Raw genomic sequence first — 15,127 nt, forward strand, 5'->3', positions numbered from 1 at the left:
TGGCTGCGACTCACCACAGGTGCCGCGGGACGTGGACTTCCGGGTCCTGCATGGGATGATGGGGCGATGCCCGACCCGACGCCCCACGAGCCGTCGTTGGCCGAGCCGCTCCTGCACCGCGCGGCCCGCATCGAGGACGCCGTCCAGGAGTTCCGCGAGCACCGCGCCCGAAGCCGTGGCCTGGTCCCGACCGTCGTCCCCTACACCGGCTACGGCGCTCCCGGATGGGTCCGCATCCTCTGCCGCGTGCTGCTGACCCGCCGTGGCCTCGCCTCCGACGTCTCGTACGCCGGTGTCCGCGGGTGGAAGAGCTTCACGAGCGTCGCGGTCGACCACGCCGAGGTCACCATCACCGCCGGTGGGGTCTCGCACGTCGTCGAGACCGACCGTGGCGGGGTCGTCGACACCATCGTGCCGATCGACCTCGAGCCGGGCTGGCGCACCGTCCGGTTGTCGGCCGGCGGCGGGCGCGACGTCGAAGCGGACGTGTTCGTCGTGCACCCCGACACCCGCTTCGGGCTGCTGTCCGACATCGACGACACCGTCATGGTGACCTCGCTCCCCCGTCCGATGCTGGCGGCGTGGAACTCCTTCGTCCTCACCGAGCACGCCCGCCGCCCCGTGCCGGGCATGTCCGTGCTGTACGAACGCGTGCAGGCGCAGCACCCCGGGTCCCCGACGGTGTACCTGTCCACCGGTGCCTGGAACGTCGCGCCGACCCTGCAGCGCTTCCTGACCCGCAACATGTACCCGTCCGGCACGCTCCTGCTCACCGACTGGGGCCCCACGCACGACCGCTTCTTCCGGAGCGGGCAGCTGCACAAGCAGCAGAACCTGCGGCGCCTGGCGAAGGACTTCCCGGACGTGCAGTGGCTGCTCGTCGGCGACGACGGCCAGCACGACGAGTCGCTGTACGGCGAGTTCGCCCGCGAGCACCCGGAGAACGTCGCGGGCGTCGCCATCCGGCAGCTGTCCACGAGCGAGGCGGTCCTGGCCGGCGGACGCTCCCGGGCGCAGGAACGCTCCCGCGACACCTCGGCGCCGTGGGTCTACGCACCCGACGGTGCCGGGCTCTGGTCCGAACTCGCGCGGGTCGGGCTCGCCGAGGCGGACGCCTCCGACCCGGCCTGAGCGAGGCTTCAGGCACACCGACGGCACACGGCCGCCAGACGGCCGGCGGCCCGTCCGCGCGGCCACGACGCTCGGCCTCCGGGTGTTCGATCGGGGCATGAGCACCGACACGGACCGGACCGCCGACACCGAGCGAGCACCCGCGCCCCCCGCGACTCCCCCGAACCTGATCGAGGACCACGCCGTCATCGGCGACACCTCGACCGCCGCACTCGTCGGCCGCGACGGCACGATCGACTGGGCGTGCCTGCCGCGGTTCGACAGCACCGCCACGTTCGCCTCGCTGCTCGGCACCGAGGACCACGGGCACTGGACGCTCCGACCGAGCGACCCCGCGGCGACGGCGCACCGGAAGTACCACGGCGACACGCTCGTCCTGTCGACGGTGTGGACCACAGCGGACGGGGTCGTCGAGGTGACCGAGTTCATGCCCGTCGGCGCGCACCGGCCGTCCATCGTCCGCCGTGTCCGCGGACTGAGCGGCACGGTCGAGGTGCAGCAGACCCTGCGGATCCGGTTCGACTACGCCCTCGCGCTGCCGTGGGTACGACAGATCGGCGGCGATGAGGACCCGGCACTGCTCGCCACCGCCGGCCCCGGGTCGGTCATCGTGCGTGGCCCGCGCTTCCGGGCCTCCGACCACCGGCACACGGCCACCGCGATCATCCACGACGGTGACGTGCTCGACACCGTGCTCACCTGGTACCCCTCGCACCGGGAACCCCCGGAGCCCGTCGACGTCGACGCCGAGCTCCACCGCACCGTGACGTGGTGGACGGACTGGATGGCGACGGCGCGCACCGAGGGTCGCTACGCCGACGCCGCCCGCCGCTCCCTCCTGCTGCTCCGCGCGATGACCCACGGCGAGACCGGCGGCGTGGTGGCCGCCGTGACCTCGAGCCTGCCGGAGGACCCGGGCGGCGAACGCAACTGGGACTACCGCTACGTGTGGCTCCGCGACGCCTCCCTCGCCCTCGCCTCGCTCATCGCGCACGGCTACCGCGACGAGGCGGCGCACTGGCGCGGCTGGCTGCTCCGCGCCATCGCGGGTGACCCGGCCGACGTGCAGATCATGTACGGCATCGCCGGGGAGCGCGAACTGCCGGAACGGGAGCTCCCGCACCTGCCCGGGTACGCCGGCTCGACGCCCGTCCGGGTCGGCAACGGCGCGTACACGCAGTACCAGGGCGATGTGTTCGGCGAGGTCCTGGCCGCCCTGCACGACGCCCGCGAGCTCGGGGTCGAGGAGAACGCCGACTCGTGGGCCCTGCAACGCGCCCTGCTCGGCTACGTCGAGGAGCACTGGCAGGAGCCCGACAACGGCATCTGGGAGATGCGCGGCCCGCGACGGCACTTCACGCACTCGCGCGCGATGATCTGGGCCGCGTTCGACCGTGGGGTCGCCGCGGTCGAGGAGTTCGGTCTCGAAGGGCCCGTGGACCGCTGGCGCACCCTGCGCGACCAGGTCCGGGCCGAGATCGAGGAGCACGGCTGGAACGCTGCACGCGGCAGCTACCGGCAGCACTACGACACCGACGAGGTCGACGCGAGCCTGCTCGTCCTGCCGCAGATCGGCTACGTCTCCGCCCACGACGCCCGCATGACCGGCACCGTCGCCGCCATCGAGCAGGACCTGTCCACCGGCTCCGACGGTCTCGTGCTGCGGTACCGGACGTCGTCGGGGTTCGACGGGCTCGCCGGCGCGGAGCACCCGTTCCTGGCGTGCTCGTTCTGGCTGGTCGAGCAGTACGCGGCATCGGGCCGGATCGACGACGCCGAGCGCCTCATGGACGTGCTCGTCGGGTACGCGAACGACGTCGGCATGCTCTCCGAGGAGATCGACGTCGCCACCGGACACCACGTCGGCAACACCCCGCAGGTGCTGTCGCACCTGACGCTCGTGTCCGCGTCGGACGCGATCGCGCGGGCGCGGGGCGCGTCGACCGGGCACCGCACGCGGCTGCCCGTGCACGACGGCGGCACCCGCTCGTGGACCGGCGAGGGCGAGCGGGCGGGCACCCCCGCCTGATGCGGTGGTGCTGACCACGAAACGGACGGGAGGCACGGTGCCAGCTGGCACCGTGCCTCCCGTCCGCAGTTCCGCCCGTTCAGGGCGCGACGGTCACGTCCGTCAGGACGACGACTCCCAGTCCGCCGGGCCGCGCGAACCGGCGCGGTACTCCTCGAGCGGAACCTCGTCGGCCTTCCAGGCCTTGACGACCGGCTCGACGATCTCCCAGCAGCGCTCGGCCACGTCGCCGCGGATCGAGAGCAACGGGTCGTCGTGGAAGATGCCGTTCAGGACCTCGCCGTACGGGGTCAGCTCGCCGTCGCTGAACGACGACGACAGGGTGACCTGGCCCATCTCGAACGGGTTGCCACCGCCGTTGGCCGACACGGTCAGCTCGATCTCGTCCGGGTTCAGGACGATGCGGAGCGTGTCCGCCTTCGGGCGACCGCTCAGGCCGGAGGGCAGGCGCGTGACCGGCTTGAAGGTGATCAGGACCTCTTTCCGGCTGTTGCCGAGTGCCTTGCCGGACCGCAGCGTGAACGGGACGCCCTTCCAGCGGGCCGTGTCGACCTCGACCGAGATCTCGGCGAGCGTCTCGGTGCTCCGCGACTTGTCGACGCCGTCCTCGTCCTGGTACGACGGCAGCTCCTTGCCGTCGATCGTGCCGGCCGTGTAGACGGCGCGGCGCGACGCGATCTTCGCGTCGTCGCCCTTGAGCCGCGTCGAACGGAGCACCCGGGCCAGGGACGAGCGGAACTCGACCGCGTCGATGTCCGCCGGGGCGTCCATCGTCACGATGCCGAGGATCTGCAGCAGGTGCGACTGGATCATGTCGACCATCGCGCCGGCCTCGTCGTAGTACTGGGCGCGGTTCTCGAGACCGAGGGTCTCGTCGTAGAAGACGTCGACCTTCTCGATGTTGTCGGCGTTCCAGATCGGCTCGAACAGGCGGTTCGCGAAGCGCAGACCGATGATGTTCAGGACCGTGGTGCGTCCGAGGAAGTGGTCGGTGCGGTGCACGCGCTCTTCCGGGACGAGCTTCAGCACGGTCTCGTTGAGGGCCTGGGCGCTCGCGACGTCGGTGCCGAACGGCTTCTCGAAGGCGAGGGTGGTGCCGGCGGGGAGCTCGACCTGCTGCAGTGCCTCGCAGATGTCGGAGGCGATCTGCGGGGGCAGGGCGAAGTAGAGGATCGGCTCGGCCTCGGCCGCGTCGAGCAGTGCCGTGAGGTGCTCCGGGTCGGTGGGGTCGCCCTGGATGAACTGGGTCGACGCGAGCGTCGCGTCGACCTCGGGTCCCTTGACGTCCTGCGACGCGAAGGACTTCGTGACGATGTCCTTCCACTGCTCCTCGCTGCGGGCGCTGCGGCCCGTTCCGATGAGCTGGACGGGAACCGCTCGACCGCTCTGCAGGAACGTGCCGAGGCCCGGCAGCAGCAGGCGGGAGGCGAGGTCGCCCGTCGCGCCGAAGATGATGAGGGTGCGCTTGTCGGTCACCTGAGGTGACTCCTTTCGCTGTGGTGGGAGGTCCGCTCCAGTCAAGCCGCGGGCGGGCCCGTTTGTTCCGGATCGGGGACCGGAGATCGTGGGGCGCTGTGGTGTGCAGCGCCGGGTCGTGCGCTGCGTTGGCAGCGCCGGGTCGTGTGCTGTGGTCGTGCAGCGCCTGGACGCACTTCGGGCGGCACCGGATGTGGTGCCGCCCGAAGTGTCAGGTGCGTTGCAGCGTCAGGTCAGTGCCCGAAGTTGCCGCGGTAGTACTCGTAGACCCAGCCGACCAGGGTGACCGCCACCAGGGCGAGTCCGATCGGGACGATCCACAGTCCGGCTGCGACACCGAGGAAGCAGACGGCGACCGCTGCGGCCAGCAGGATGGGCCACCAGGACCACGGGCTGAAGTGCCCGAGCTCGGCGTCGCCGTCCTCGATGTTGGCGTCGGGGCGGTCCTCGGGCAGCACGCCGCCCTGGGACGCCATGACCTTGCCGAGGTAGAAGGCGATGAACGCGGACATGATGCCGGTCAGACCGATCGCCACGGTGCCGACCCACTCCGGGTGACCGTAGTAGAGCAGCGCCCAGATCGTGTACGCGGCGTCCGCGAGGATGAAGAACCCGAAGAGGATCCAGAACAGGTTGGTGTTCGCGCGCATCGGCTTACTTCACCTCGCCCTTCGCGGCGTCGTAGGTCGGGGCATCCGGGGCGTCCTTCGCGGGGCCGACACCGATCGGCACACCTGCCTCGGGGTGGTTCAGGTCGAAGGCCGGGGACTCGGAACGGATCCGCGGGATCGACGTGAAGTTGTGGCGGGGCGGCGGGCAGCTGGTGGCCCACTCGAGCGAGCGGCCGTAGCCCCACGGGTCGTTCACGGCGACCTTCGGCGCGTTCCGGGCCGTCACGTAGACGTTGAAGATGAACGGCAGGAACGAGATCGCGAGGATCATCGAGCCGATCGTCGACAGCTGGTTCATCCAGGTGAAGCCGTCGTTCGGCAGGTAGGTCGCGTAGCGACGCGGCATGCCGATGACGCCCAGCCAGTGCTGGATGAGGAACGTGGTGTGGAACCCGATGAACAGGAGCCAGAAGTGGATCTTGCCGAGACGCTCGTTGAGCATCTTGCCCGTCCACTTCGGCCACCAGAAGTAGAAGCCGGAGAACATCGCGAAGACGACGGTGCCGAAGACCACGTAGTGGAAGTGCGCCACGACGAAGTACGAGTCGGACACGTGGAAGTCGAGCGGCGGCGACGCCAGGATCACACCGGTGAGGCCACCGAACGTGAACGTGATGAGGAAGCCGACGGCCCAGAGCAGCGGGGTCTCGAAGGTCACCGAACCGCGCCACATCGTGCCGACCCAGTTGAAGATCTTCACGCCGGTCGGGACCGCGATGAGCATCGTCATGAGCGAGAACCAGGGCAGCAGCACGCCACCGGTGACGTACATGTGGTGCGCCCAGACCGTGACCGACAGGGCCGCGATCGCGATGGTCGCGTAGACGAGGGTCTTGTACCCGAAGATCGGCTTGCGGCTGAAGACCGGGAAGACCTCGGACACGATGCCGAAGAACGGCAGCGCGATGATGTACACCTCGGGGTGCCCGAAGAACCAGAACAGGTGCTGCCAGAGCAGCGCACCGCCGTTGGCCGGGTTGAAGATCTGCGCGTCGAACACCCGGTCGAGCCCGAGGCCGAACAGCGCGGTGGCGAGCACCGGGAAGGCCATCAGCACGAGCAGCGCCGTCACGAGGGTGTTCCACGTGAAGATCGACATGCGGAACATCGTCAGACCCGGGGCACGCATCGTGATGATGGTGGTGATGAAGTTCACCGCGCCGAGGATCGTCGAGAAGCCGGTCATGCCGAGTCCGAAGACCCAGAGTGTGCCGCCGAGCCCTGGTGTGAACGTCGTGTCACTCAGTGGCGCGTAGGCGAACCAGCCGAACGAGGCCGCACCCTGCGGGGTGAGGAAGCCGCCGACCGCGATGAGCGAGCCGAACAGGTAGAGCCAGAACGCGAAGCCGTTGAGTCGCGGGAAGGCGACGTCGGGAGCACCGATCTGGAGCGGCATGATCGCGTTCGCGAAGCCCGAGAAGAGCGGCGTCGCGAACATCAGCAGCATGATCGTGCCGTGCATCGTGAAGAGCTGGTTGTACTGCTCCTTCGTCGCGACCACGTGCAGGCCGGGCTCGAACAGCTGGGCACGGATGACCAGGGCCATCACACCCGCGAGCAGGAAGAAGACGAAGGACGCGATCAGGTACATGTACCCGATGGTCTTGTGGTCGGTGGAGGTGATCCACCGGACGATGATGTTGCCCTTCCGGCCCACCTTCGACGCCTGGAAGTCCGGCGAAGCAGTCTGGGTCGGTTGGCCGACGAAAGACGTTGTCATCTGACGAGCCCCTACTTGTTCTCGCTGGACGCCTCGACCGGCGCCTTGTTGTTCGGTTCGTTCGTGTTGGTGTTGTACTCGTCGCCGAGGAGCCCGACCTTGCCCTGGTCCTTCAGGGTGTCGAGGTAGTCCTGGTACTGCGCCGGCGTGACGACCTTCACCTGGAAGAGCATCAGCGAGTGGTACTCACCGCAGAGCTCCGCGCACTTGCCCTGGTACGTCCCGAGCTTCTCCGGGATGAAGTACTCCCAGTTGGTCTTGCCCGGGAGCATGTCCTTCTTGTACAGGAAGTCGATGATCCAGAAGGAGTGGTCGACGTCGCGCGAGGAGAGCTCGATCGCGACCTTCTTGCCCTGCGGCAGGTAGAGGGTCGGCAGCTGCGACTCGTCGATGGCGCCCTTGGCGTTCTCTTCTTCCTGGGCCTGGATGCCCTGGTAGTAGACGCTGTCCTCGGGGTTGTCCTTGTTGATGTAGTTGAAGTCCCACGCCCAGCGCTTGCCGTACACGTGCACGGTGGCGTCGGGGTCGTCGAACGGCTTCTCGATCGCGGCCTGGTCCTTCGCGGTGAAGGCGAAGAAGCCCAGCACCAGGATGAGCGGCACGATCGTGTAGAAGATCTCGAGCGGCATGTTGTAGCGCATCTGCACGGGCAGGCCGGTCTGGCCCTTCCGGCGGCGGTACACGATGGCGGCCCAGATGATCAGGCCCCAGACGATGAGACCGACGGCGAGGAGCACCACCCAGCTGGTGGTCCACAGGCCGACGATGCGGCTCGTGTGGTTGGTGACGTCCTTCGTCTCCTCCGTGCCGGGGAGCCATCCGTTCATCTGCTGCTGCGTGCAGCCAGCCAGTGCGATGACCAGACCGACGGCCACCGGGACGGCCGCCCAACGTATACGGCGATTCGAACGCACTGTTACCTCTCGCAAAAGACGTGAGCCCGGAGCCGAACCCGCCGAGTCGCACGAAGGCGACACTTGGCTGGCTCCCAGCTTGATTGGAACACTCCTAGCTTACTCGCAGCTCGGTACCGCTCGCGTGTCGGATCGGCTGGTGATCAGTGGAAGCTGTCACCGCACGCGCAGCTGCCCTGCGCGTTCGGGTTGTCGATCGTGAAGCCCTGCTTCTGGATGGTGTCCTCGAAGTCGATCGTCGCGCCGTCGAGGTACGGGACGCTCATCTTGTCGACGACGACCTCGACCCCGTCGAACTCGGCGGTGACGTCACCGTCGAGCAGGCGCTCGTCGAAGTACAGCTGGTAGATCAGACCCGAGCAGCCCCCGGGCTGGACGGCGAGGCGCAGGCGCAGGTCGTCGCGGCCCTCCTGCTCGAGGAGACTCGCCACCTTGCCGGCCGCGGCGTCGCTCAGGAGGACGCCGTGCGAGGCCGCCTCGGTCACCGGTGCGTCGGTGGTGATGGTGTCGCTCATCGCGCGTCTCCCTCCGGGCGGTGCGGTTCACCGCGCCTGGCGTCGATTGTAAGCACCGTCAGCTGCGCGTCGCGAGCCTGGCGAGCAGGATCGCCTCGGACGCGATGGCCCGGTGCAGGACGCCGAGGTGCTGCGACTCGTTCGGGCTGTGGGCGCGGGTGTCCGGGTCCTCCACACCGGTGACCAGGATCTGGGCCTCCGGGAACTCCGCGGCGAGGTCCGAGACGAACGGGATCGAGCCGCCGATGCCCTGCTCGACTGCCTCGGCACCCCAGCCCTCGCGCATGGCCGTGCGGGCCTCCTGGACGGCCCAGCCGGCCGTGTCGACGAGGAAGCCGTCGCCGCTGTCCGGCTCGGAGATCTCCATGCGGGCGCCGAAGGGCACATGTGCCCGCAGGTGCCGCTCGACGGCCGCGTACGCCTCCGTGGCGGGCTGGCCGGGTGCGACCCGCACCGACACGCGGGCGGAGACGGTCGGCAGCAGCGTGTTGGAGGCGTTCGCGACGCTCGGTACGTCCATGCCGGTCACGGTGATCGACGGCTGGAACCACATGCGGGACAGGACCTCGCCGGTGCCGATCGGTCGGACGCCCTCGACCAGGGCCGCGTCGACGGCGAGCTCGTCGTCGGTCCGTGCCGGGACGTCGGCCTCGTACGAGGTGAGCCCGTCGACGGCGACCGAACCGGCGTCGTCGTGCAGGGACGCGAGCAGCTTGACCATCGGGATCATGGCGTCCGGCGCCGCTCCCCCGAACATCCCGCTGTGGCTGGCGTGCTCGAGGGTCGTCAGGGTGAGCTTGAAGGTGACGTTGCCGCGGAGCGAGACCGTGATCGACGGCACGTCCACCGACCAGTTGTCGCTGTCGGCGACCACGATGACGTCGGCTGCCAGGCGCTCCTTTTGGTCGGCGAGGAAGGTGCGGAACGACCGGGAGCCGAACTCCTCCTCGCCCTCGACGAACAGGACCACCCCGAGGTCGAGGTCGTCGCCGAACTGCGCGTGGATCGCCCGGAGCGAGGCGATGTGGGTCATCACGCCGGCCTTGTCGTCCGAGGCGCCGCGACCGTACAGCCGGTCACCGCGGAGGGTCGGCTCGAACGGCGGCGTCTCCCACAGGGCGTCGTCGCCCTGCGGCTGCACGTCGTGGTGGGCGTAGAGCATCACGGTCGGCTTGCCGTTCCGGGCCGGGCGGACGGCGAGCACGGCGGGCTGGCCGAGCTCGAGCGGTTCGTCGTCGCTGATCGCCGAACGGATGATCTCCACCTGGTCCTCGGCGAAGACCCCGGTGCTCAGCGCCAGGTCCGCCACGGCACGCGCGCTCGCGAGCACGTGCGACTCGTCGAACGCCGACCACGACACCGACGGGATCCGCACCAGCGCGGACAGATCGGCGATCGTCGTGGGCAGTGCACCCTGCACCTGTTCGCGCAGGGCGTCGAGGAGAGCGGGGTCGGTCGCGGAGCTGGGCTGTGCGGTGTCGGTCATGCCCGGTAATCTAGAGGACGATCCCGCACGCACAACGCCGTTAGGAACGCACCGTGGCGAAGGCAGCCCCCAAGACCAACACGACCGTGAACCCCACCGAGGAAGAACTCCTCGAGCAGGGCAAGGGCCGCCCGACGCCGTCCCGCCGTGAGCGCGAGGCAGCGAACCGCCGCCCCCTCGTCGGCAACACGCCGGTCGACAAGAAGGCCGCCCGCGCGCGTCTCAACTCCGACCGCGAGCGTGCCCGCGTCGGCATGGCCAACGGCGAGGAGCGCTACCTGCCGGCGAAGGACCGCGGTGAGCAGCGTCGCTTCGTCCGCAACTGGATCGACGCGCGCTGGAACGTCGGCGAGATCATGATGCCGGTGCTCGTGCTGTTCCTGATCGTCGGGTTCGCCGCCTCGCAGACCGCGATCGCCTCGTACTCGCTCCTGCTCGTGTGGGCGTTCGTGGCCCTGTTCGTGATCGACTGCGTGGTCCTCTGGCTGTCGATGCGTCGCAAGCTCACCACCAAGTTCGGCGAGATGCAGCGCGGCACGTTCCTCTACATCCTGACGCGGGCGTGGCAGCTGCGGTTCCTGCGTCTGCCGAAGCCCCAGGTCAAGCGCGGGCAGTACCCCGCCCTCTGACCCCAGCGTCGCTGTCCGAAGCGCCGTCCGGCCTGGCCGGGTGGCGCTTCGTCGTTCCGGCGTACGCGCGCTGCCGAGGTTCCACGACTCGCCGCGTGCGCGTCGCCGAGGTTCCACAGACGGCCCGCCCGCGCGCCCAGGTTCCGAAATCTCGGACACTCAGCGGCCGCGGCCGGGCGTGGCCACGCACCGACGGACGGGAGGCCCGTGGCGGGGCCGCACCGGGCCTCCCGACCCAGGGGTGGTGGGCGAGGTTCCACGACTCGCCGCGTGCGCGCCGCCGAGGTTCCGCAGAGGGCCGCCGAGGGCCGCGAGATGCCGAGATTTCGGAACCTGGAGGGTGCCAGGCGGGACGGCCGGGAACGACGGGCGGGACGTCCGGGACGCGCCGGACGGCACGCGCCCGCCCGCCCGCCGGCTCAGCGCGCGGCGCGGCGCAACCGCTTGCGCCGCAAGCGGTTGATGCGCGTGGCCCAGCTCGGCCCCTCGTAGAGGAACGCCGTGTAGCCCTGCACGAGGGTGGCCCCGGCGTCGATGCGGTCCTGCACGTCCTGCTCGGTCGTCACCCCGCCGACGGCGATGACACAGAACTCGGCGGGCACCGCGGCACGGACCCGACGCAGCACCTCGAGCGAGCGCGCGGCCACGGGAGCGCCGGAGAGTCCCCCGGCACCCATTGCCTCGACGTCGGCCGGGTCCGCGGCGAGCCCCTCACGGGAGATCGTCGTGTTGTTGGCGATGATGCCCGACAGCCCGAGCGACACCGCGAGGCCGGCGATGGCGTCGACCTGCTCGTCGGTCAGGTCCGGCGCGATCTTCACCAGCACGGGCGTGTCACCGGCGGCGTCGCGGACGGCGGACAGCAGCGGTCGGAGCTGGTCGAGTTCCTGCAGGCCGCGCAGTCCGGGCGTGTTCGGTGAGCTGACGTTGACTGCCAGGTAGTCCGCGAACGGCGCGAGGCGACGTGTCGACTCGAGGTAGTCGTCGATGGCGTCCTCGACGGCGACGACCCGGCTCTTGCCGATGTTCACCCCGATGACCGGGCGACCCGGGTTGCGTCGGGCGCGCTCGAGCCGTCGGGCAGCAGCACCGGCGCCGTGGTTGTTGAAGCCCATCCGGTTGATGAGGGCGCGGTCCTCGATGAGACGGAACAGGCGCGGACGCTCGTTGCCGGGCTGGGGCTTCGCCGTGATCGTGCCGACCTCGACGTGGCCGAAACCGAGCAGGCCGAGGCCGCCGATGCCGCGGGCGTCCTTGTCGAACCCGGCGGCGAGGCCGAAGCGCGACGGGAAGTGGATGCCCATCGTCGTGATGCCGTCAGCAGCTGCCGGGCGGGAGTACCGCTCGACCAGACCGCCGACGAACGGCACGTGCGGCAGCGCCTTGATGACGGCGAACGCCAGGTGGTGGGCCCGCTCGGGGTCCATCTTGGCGAAGACCGACCGGAAGACGACGGCGTACCCGGACCGGACCAGGCCTTCCGCGACCCCGCTCACGCGCCGGCACCCGCCGGCGAGCCGGCGGCACCCGAAGGCGCGCCCGCAGCGTGGTGGTCACGGCGGAGCTGGCTGATGGCGTCCTCGAAGTCCTCGAGCGAGTCGAAGGCCTGGTAGACGCTGGCGAACCGCAGGTACGCGACCTCGTCCAGCTCACGGAGCGGCGCGAGGATCGCGAGGCCGATGTCGTTCGCGTCGATCTGGCTCGAGCCGGACGACCGCACGGTCTCCTCGACGCGCTGCGCGAGCACGGCCAGGTCGCCGTCGGTGACCGGGCGCCCCTGGCAGGCCTTGCGCACGCCGGAGACGATCTTGTCGCGGCTGAAGGGTTCGGTGACGCCGTTGCGCTTGACGACGTTGAGCGACGCGGTCTCGGTGGTCGAGAAGCGTCGTCCGCAGTTCGGGCACTGTCGACGGCGGCGGATGGAGGTTCCGTCGTCGCTCGTCCGTGAGTCGACGACGCGGGAGTCCGGGTGGCGGCAGAAAGGGCAGAACATGTCGTCGCCCAGGCTATCGGTTCGTGCGCTCCGTCACGGCGGCGCCGTGCGCGGGGAGCTGCTCCTCGGTCGACAGCGCGACGATGTGCGCGGCGACCTCGTCGAGCGCCGACGCCGAGTACCGGATGACCTGCTGCGGCCGCAGGAACGTCGACGCGGACAGCCCGGAACCGAAGCGCGCCTGGCCGCCTGTGGGCAGCACGTGGTTCGACCCGGCCAGGTAGTCCCCCAGGCTGACGGGCGTGCTCGGCCCGACGAACACCGCTCCGGCGGCGTCGATGTCGGCGAGCACCGCGTCGTCGTCGGCCGTCTGGATCTCGAGGTGCTCCGGCCCGTACGCGTTGCTCACGGTCGCGGCGTCGGCGAGCGAGTCCACCAGCACGATCGCGGACTGCGGTCCGTCCAGGGCGGTCTGGAGGCGCGCAGCCGTCCCGAGCACCGCCGTGCGTTCCGGGATGGCGGCTTCGACCGCATCGGCGAACGTCGCCGACGTCGTCACCAGCACGCTGCCGGCCTGCTCGTCGTGCTCGGCCTGGCTGATGAGGTCGGCGGCGACGAACCCGGGGTCGGCGGTCTCGTCGGCGATCACGAGGATCTCCGTCGCGCCGGCCTCGGCGTCGATGCCGACGACACCGCGCACCAGGCGCTTCGCGGCGGCCACGTAGTTGTTGCCAGGACCGGTGACCAGGTCGACGGGCTCGAGGTCGATCGCGGGGACGCCGTACGCCAGCGCGCCGATCGCGCCGGCACCGCCCATCGCGTAGACCTCGTCGATGCCGAGCAGTCCGGCCGCGGCCAGGATCGTCGGGTGGACCGCACCGCCGTGGTCGCGCTGCGGCGGGGACACGAGTGCGATCGAGCGGACCCCGGCGACCTGTGCGGGCACGACGTTCATGACGACGCTCGACGGGTAGACGGCCTTGCCGCCGGGCACGTAGAGGCCGACGCGGCGCATCGGCTGCCAGCGTTGGTGCACCTCGGCGCCGTCGGCGAGCGTGGTGACGGAGCCGGCCGGCACCTGTGCGGCGCTGGCGGCTCGGACGCGGCGGATGGCTTCGTCGAGCGCTTCCCGCAGTTCGGGGGTCAGCCCGGCGACGGCTGCCGCGATCTCGGCGACCGGCACCCGGACGTTCGCCGGGGCGCCGCCGTCGAAGCGTTCGGCCTGGTCGTGCAGTGCGTCCGCTCCGCGGTGTCGGACGTCCTCGACCAGCTCACGGGCGGCGTCGACCGCGTGCGAGACGTCACCCACGGCGCGCGGCATGAGTCGGAGGAGTTCGGCACGGGCGGGCAGGCCGCCGCGGAGGTCGATTCGCTGCATCATCAGGGAACAAGCCTACCGAGGTGACGTGGGCGTCCGCCGTCCGACGAGTGCGTCGACGACCGGCCGGTGGTGTGCCACGGCCGCGGCGTCCCAGACACCGAGCAGGTGCAGTGTGGCGATGCGGAACACGAGCGCCCGGGTCAGCAGCGACGTCCATTCCGGCTCGTCTGCCTCGGCCGCAGCCCCATGCGCGGTCCTGCCGAGGGCTGCCAGTCGCCCGACCGGGAAGCCGTGCCAGCAGACAGCGTCGACGGCTGCGATCGCTGCGCCGAACTCCGCTGGACGCCAGTACGGCGGCCAGTCGATGATCGTCGGCGGCTGCCCGTCAGCGAACAGCACGTTGCCGAGCAGGTCACCGTGGACCAGCTGCGACGGCGCTCGGACCGGCCGGAACGCCGCGGCGAGCCGGGCGAGGATCGGGTCCGCCGGCAGCGGTTCCTCGCCCCACGCCATCCGGTCGGCACGGGCCCACGGGGCGGTGACGGCGCCGGGATCCGTGCCGAGGAACGCGGGCCGCTCCAGGCCGGCGATCGCGCGGTGGAAGGCACGGCCCGCCCGGATCACGTCCTCGACGCGGGACTCGTCGGCCGCACCGGGCACGAACTCCCACGCCTCCCAGTCCCCCGACCTCCAGCTGCCGTCGCGGGCGGCCACGGGCCGAGGCGTGCGGAACTCAGCCGGGTGCTCGGACTCCGCTGCGTGTTCGAGTTCCGCCAGGACGCCGGCACGCCAGTCGGTCACCGCCGGATCGTCGTGGGGCCGGAGGACGATGCCCTCGGCACGCCAGGTCAGCCCGCGCCCGCCCGCGAGCGGCACAGGCGTGGACTCGGCGACCCCGAAGGCACGCAGCACCTCGGCGCCGGGAACGCTCCCGTCGGCTCCGGTCACGCGGTCCGCAACACCTTCGCCATCGGACGGCCCTTCGCGACCTCGTCGACGAGCTTGTCGAGGTACCGGATCTGCCGCATGAGCGGGTCGTCGATCTCCTCGATCCGCACTCCGCAGATCACGCCCGTGATGAGCGGCGCGTTCGGGTGCAGCTGCGCGGCGACGAAGAAGTCCTCGAACGTGGTCTCGTCCGCCAGGTGCCGTGCGAGCGCTGCGTCGTCGAACCCGGTCAGCCACGTGATGACGGCGTCGAGATCACCCTTCGTGTGGCCCTTCCGCTCCACCTTCGCCAGGTAGTGCGGGTAGACCGCCGCGAAGGGCGCCCCGAAGATCCGGTGTCCGGCCACGATCACA

General features: G+C 70.4%; 14 protein-coding genes. 3 read left to right on the forward strand and 11 right to left on the reverse strand.

All coding sequences use genetic code 11. From position 1 onward, the window contains the following. The first annotated feature begins 66 nt into the window (after window positions 1-66). Window positions 67-1,131: an App1 family protein gene (locus GVL05_RS11910; RefSeq protein ID WP_131920550.1), complete on the forward strand. Its 1,065-nt coding sequence runs from the start codon at window positions 67-69 to the stop codon at window positions 1,129-1,131. A 97-nt stretch (window positions 1,132-1,228) separates the two neighbouring features. Continuing rightward, the gene (locus GVL05_RS11915) at window positions 1,229-3,160 is read left to right on the forward strand and encodes a glycoside hydrolase family 15 protein (protein ID WP_159573272.1); all 1,932 of its coding nucleotides are present in this window, start codon (window positions 1,229-1,231) and stop codon (window positions 3,158-3,160) included. A 102-nt stretch (window positions 3,161-3,262) separates the two neighbouring features. Here the strand turns inward: GVL05_RS11915 and GVL05_RS11920 are convergent, their stop codons facing one another. The 6 genes from GVL05_RS11920 to GVL05_RS11945 form a co-directional block, all read right to left on the reverse strand. Beyond that, window positions 3,263-4,636, reverse strand: a complete 1,374-nt coding sequence (locus tag GVL05_RS11920; RefSeq protein ID WP_123292491.1) for a glucose-6-phosphate dehydrogenase — start codon at window positions 4,634-4,636, stop codon at window positions 3,263-3,265. A 233-nt stretch (window positions 4,637-4,869) separates the two neighbouring features. Continuing rightward, complete coding sequence (locus GVL05_RS11925; RefSeq protein WP_111085768.1) at window positions 4,870-5,286, reverse strand: cytochrome c oxidase subunit 4; 417 nt, start codon at window positions 5,284-5,286, stop codon at window positions 4,870-4,872. A gap of 4 nt (window positions 5,287-5,290) precedes the next feature. Next, window positions 5,291-7,027, reverse strand: coding sequence for a cytochrome c oxidase subunit I (gene ctaD / locus GVL05_RS11930; protein ID WP_173168381.1), 1,737 nt, complete (start codon window positions 7,025-7,027; stop codon window positions 5,291-5,293). A gap of 11 nt (window positions 7,028-7,038) precedes the next feature. Next, window positions 7,039-7,941, reverse strand: a complete 903-nt coding sequence (gene coxB, locus GVL05_RS11935; protein ID WP_111085770.1) for a cytochrome c oxidase subunit II — start codon at window positions 7,939-7,941, stop codon at window positions 7,039-7,041. A gap of 143 nt (window positions 7,942-8,084) precedes the next feature. Then, window positions 8,085-8,456, reverse strand: coding sequence for an iron-sulfur cluster assembly accessory protein (locus tag GVL05_RS11940; RefSeq protein WP_111085771.1), 372 nt, complete (start codon window positions 8,454-8,456; stop codon window positions 8,085-8,087). 58 nt (window positions 8,457-8,514) lie between these two features. Then, window positions 8,515-9,942: a dipeptidase gene (locus GVL05_RS11945; RefSeq protein WP_131920555.1), complete on the reverse strand. Its 1,428-nt coding sequence runs from the start codon at window positions 9,940-9,942 to the stop codon at window positions 8,515-8,517. A gap of 53 nt (window positions 9,943-9,995) precedes the next feature. On the opposite strand from GVL05_RS11945, the gene GVL05_RS11950 reads away from it, so the two are divergent. Then, a complete protein-coding gene (locus GVL05_RS11950) occupies window positions 9,996-10,571 on the forward strand; it encodes a DUF3043 domain-containing protein (protein WP_235035956.1) in 576 nt (191 codons plus the stop codon). A gap of 419 nt (window positions 10,572-10,990) precedes the next feature. Here the strand turns inward: GVL05_RS11950 and GVL05_RS11955 are convergent, their stop codons facing one another. The 5 genes from GVL05_RS11955 to GVL05_RS11975 are packed head-to-tail and all read right to left on the reverse strand — an operon-like array spanning window position 10,991 to window position 15,120. After that, the gene (locus tag GVL05_RS11955) at window positions 10,991-12,067 is read right to left on the reverse strand and encodes a quinone-dependent dihydroorotate dehydrogenase (RefSeq protein WP_131878962.1); all 1,077 of its coding nucleotides are present in this window, start codon (window positions 12,065-12,067) and stop codon (window positions 10,991-10,993) included. After that, complete coding sequence (gene nrdR / locus GVL05_RS11960; RefSeq protein ID WP_132100573.1) at window positions 12,064-12,564, reverse strand: transcriptional regulator NrdR; 501 nt, start codon at window positions 12,562-12,564, stop codon at window positions 12,064-12,066. Before nrdR ends, GVL05_RS11955 begins: the two co-directional genes overlap by 4 nt. A 13-nt stretch (window positions 12,565-12,577) precedes the next feature. After that, window positions 12,578-13,885, reverse strand: coding sequence for a histidinol dehydrogenase (gene hisD / locus GVL05_RS11965; RefSeq protein ID WP_123340378.1), 1,308 nt, complete (start codon window positions 13,883-13,885; stop codon window positions 12,578-12,580). A gap of 12 nt (window positions 13,886-13,897) precedes the next feature. Continuing rightward, window positions 13,898-14,773, reverse strand: coding sequence for a hypothetical protein (locus GVL05_RS11970; RefSeq protein ID WP_159573273.1), 876 nt, complete (start codon window positions 14,771-14,773; stop codon window positions 13,898-13,900). Continuing rightward, on the reverse strand, window positions 14,770-15,120 hold the full coding sequence (locus GVL05_RS11975) for a DUF2200 domain-containing protein (RefSeq protein ID WP_200849216.1): 351 nt from the start codon (window positions 15,118-15,120) through the stop codon (window positions 14,770-14,772). Before GVL05_RS11975 ends, GVL05_RS11970 begins: the two co-directional genes overlap by 4 nt. Window positions 15,121-15,127: the final 7 nt, after the last annotated feature.

Source organism: Curtobacterium sp. 18060, from assembly GCF_902706105.1.
Classification (GTDB): domain Bacteria; phylum Actinomycetota; class Actinomycetes; order Actinomycetales; family Microbacteriaceae; genus Curtobacterium.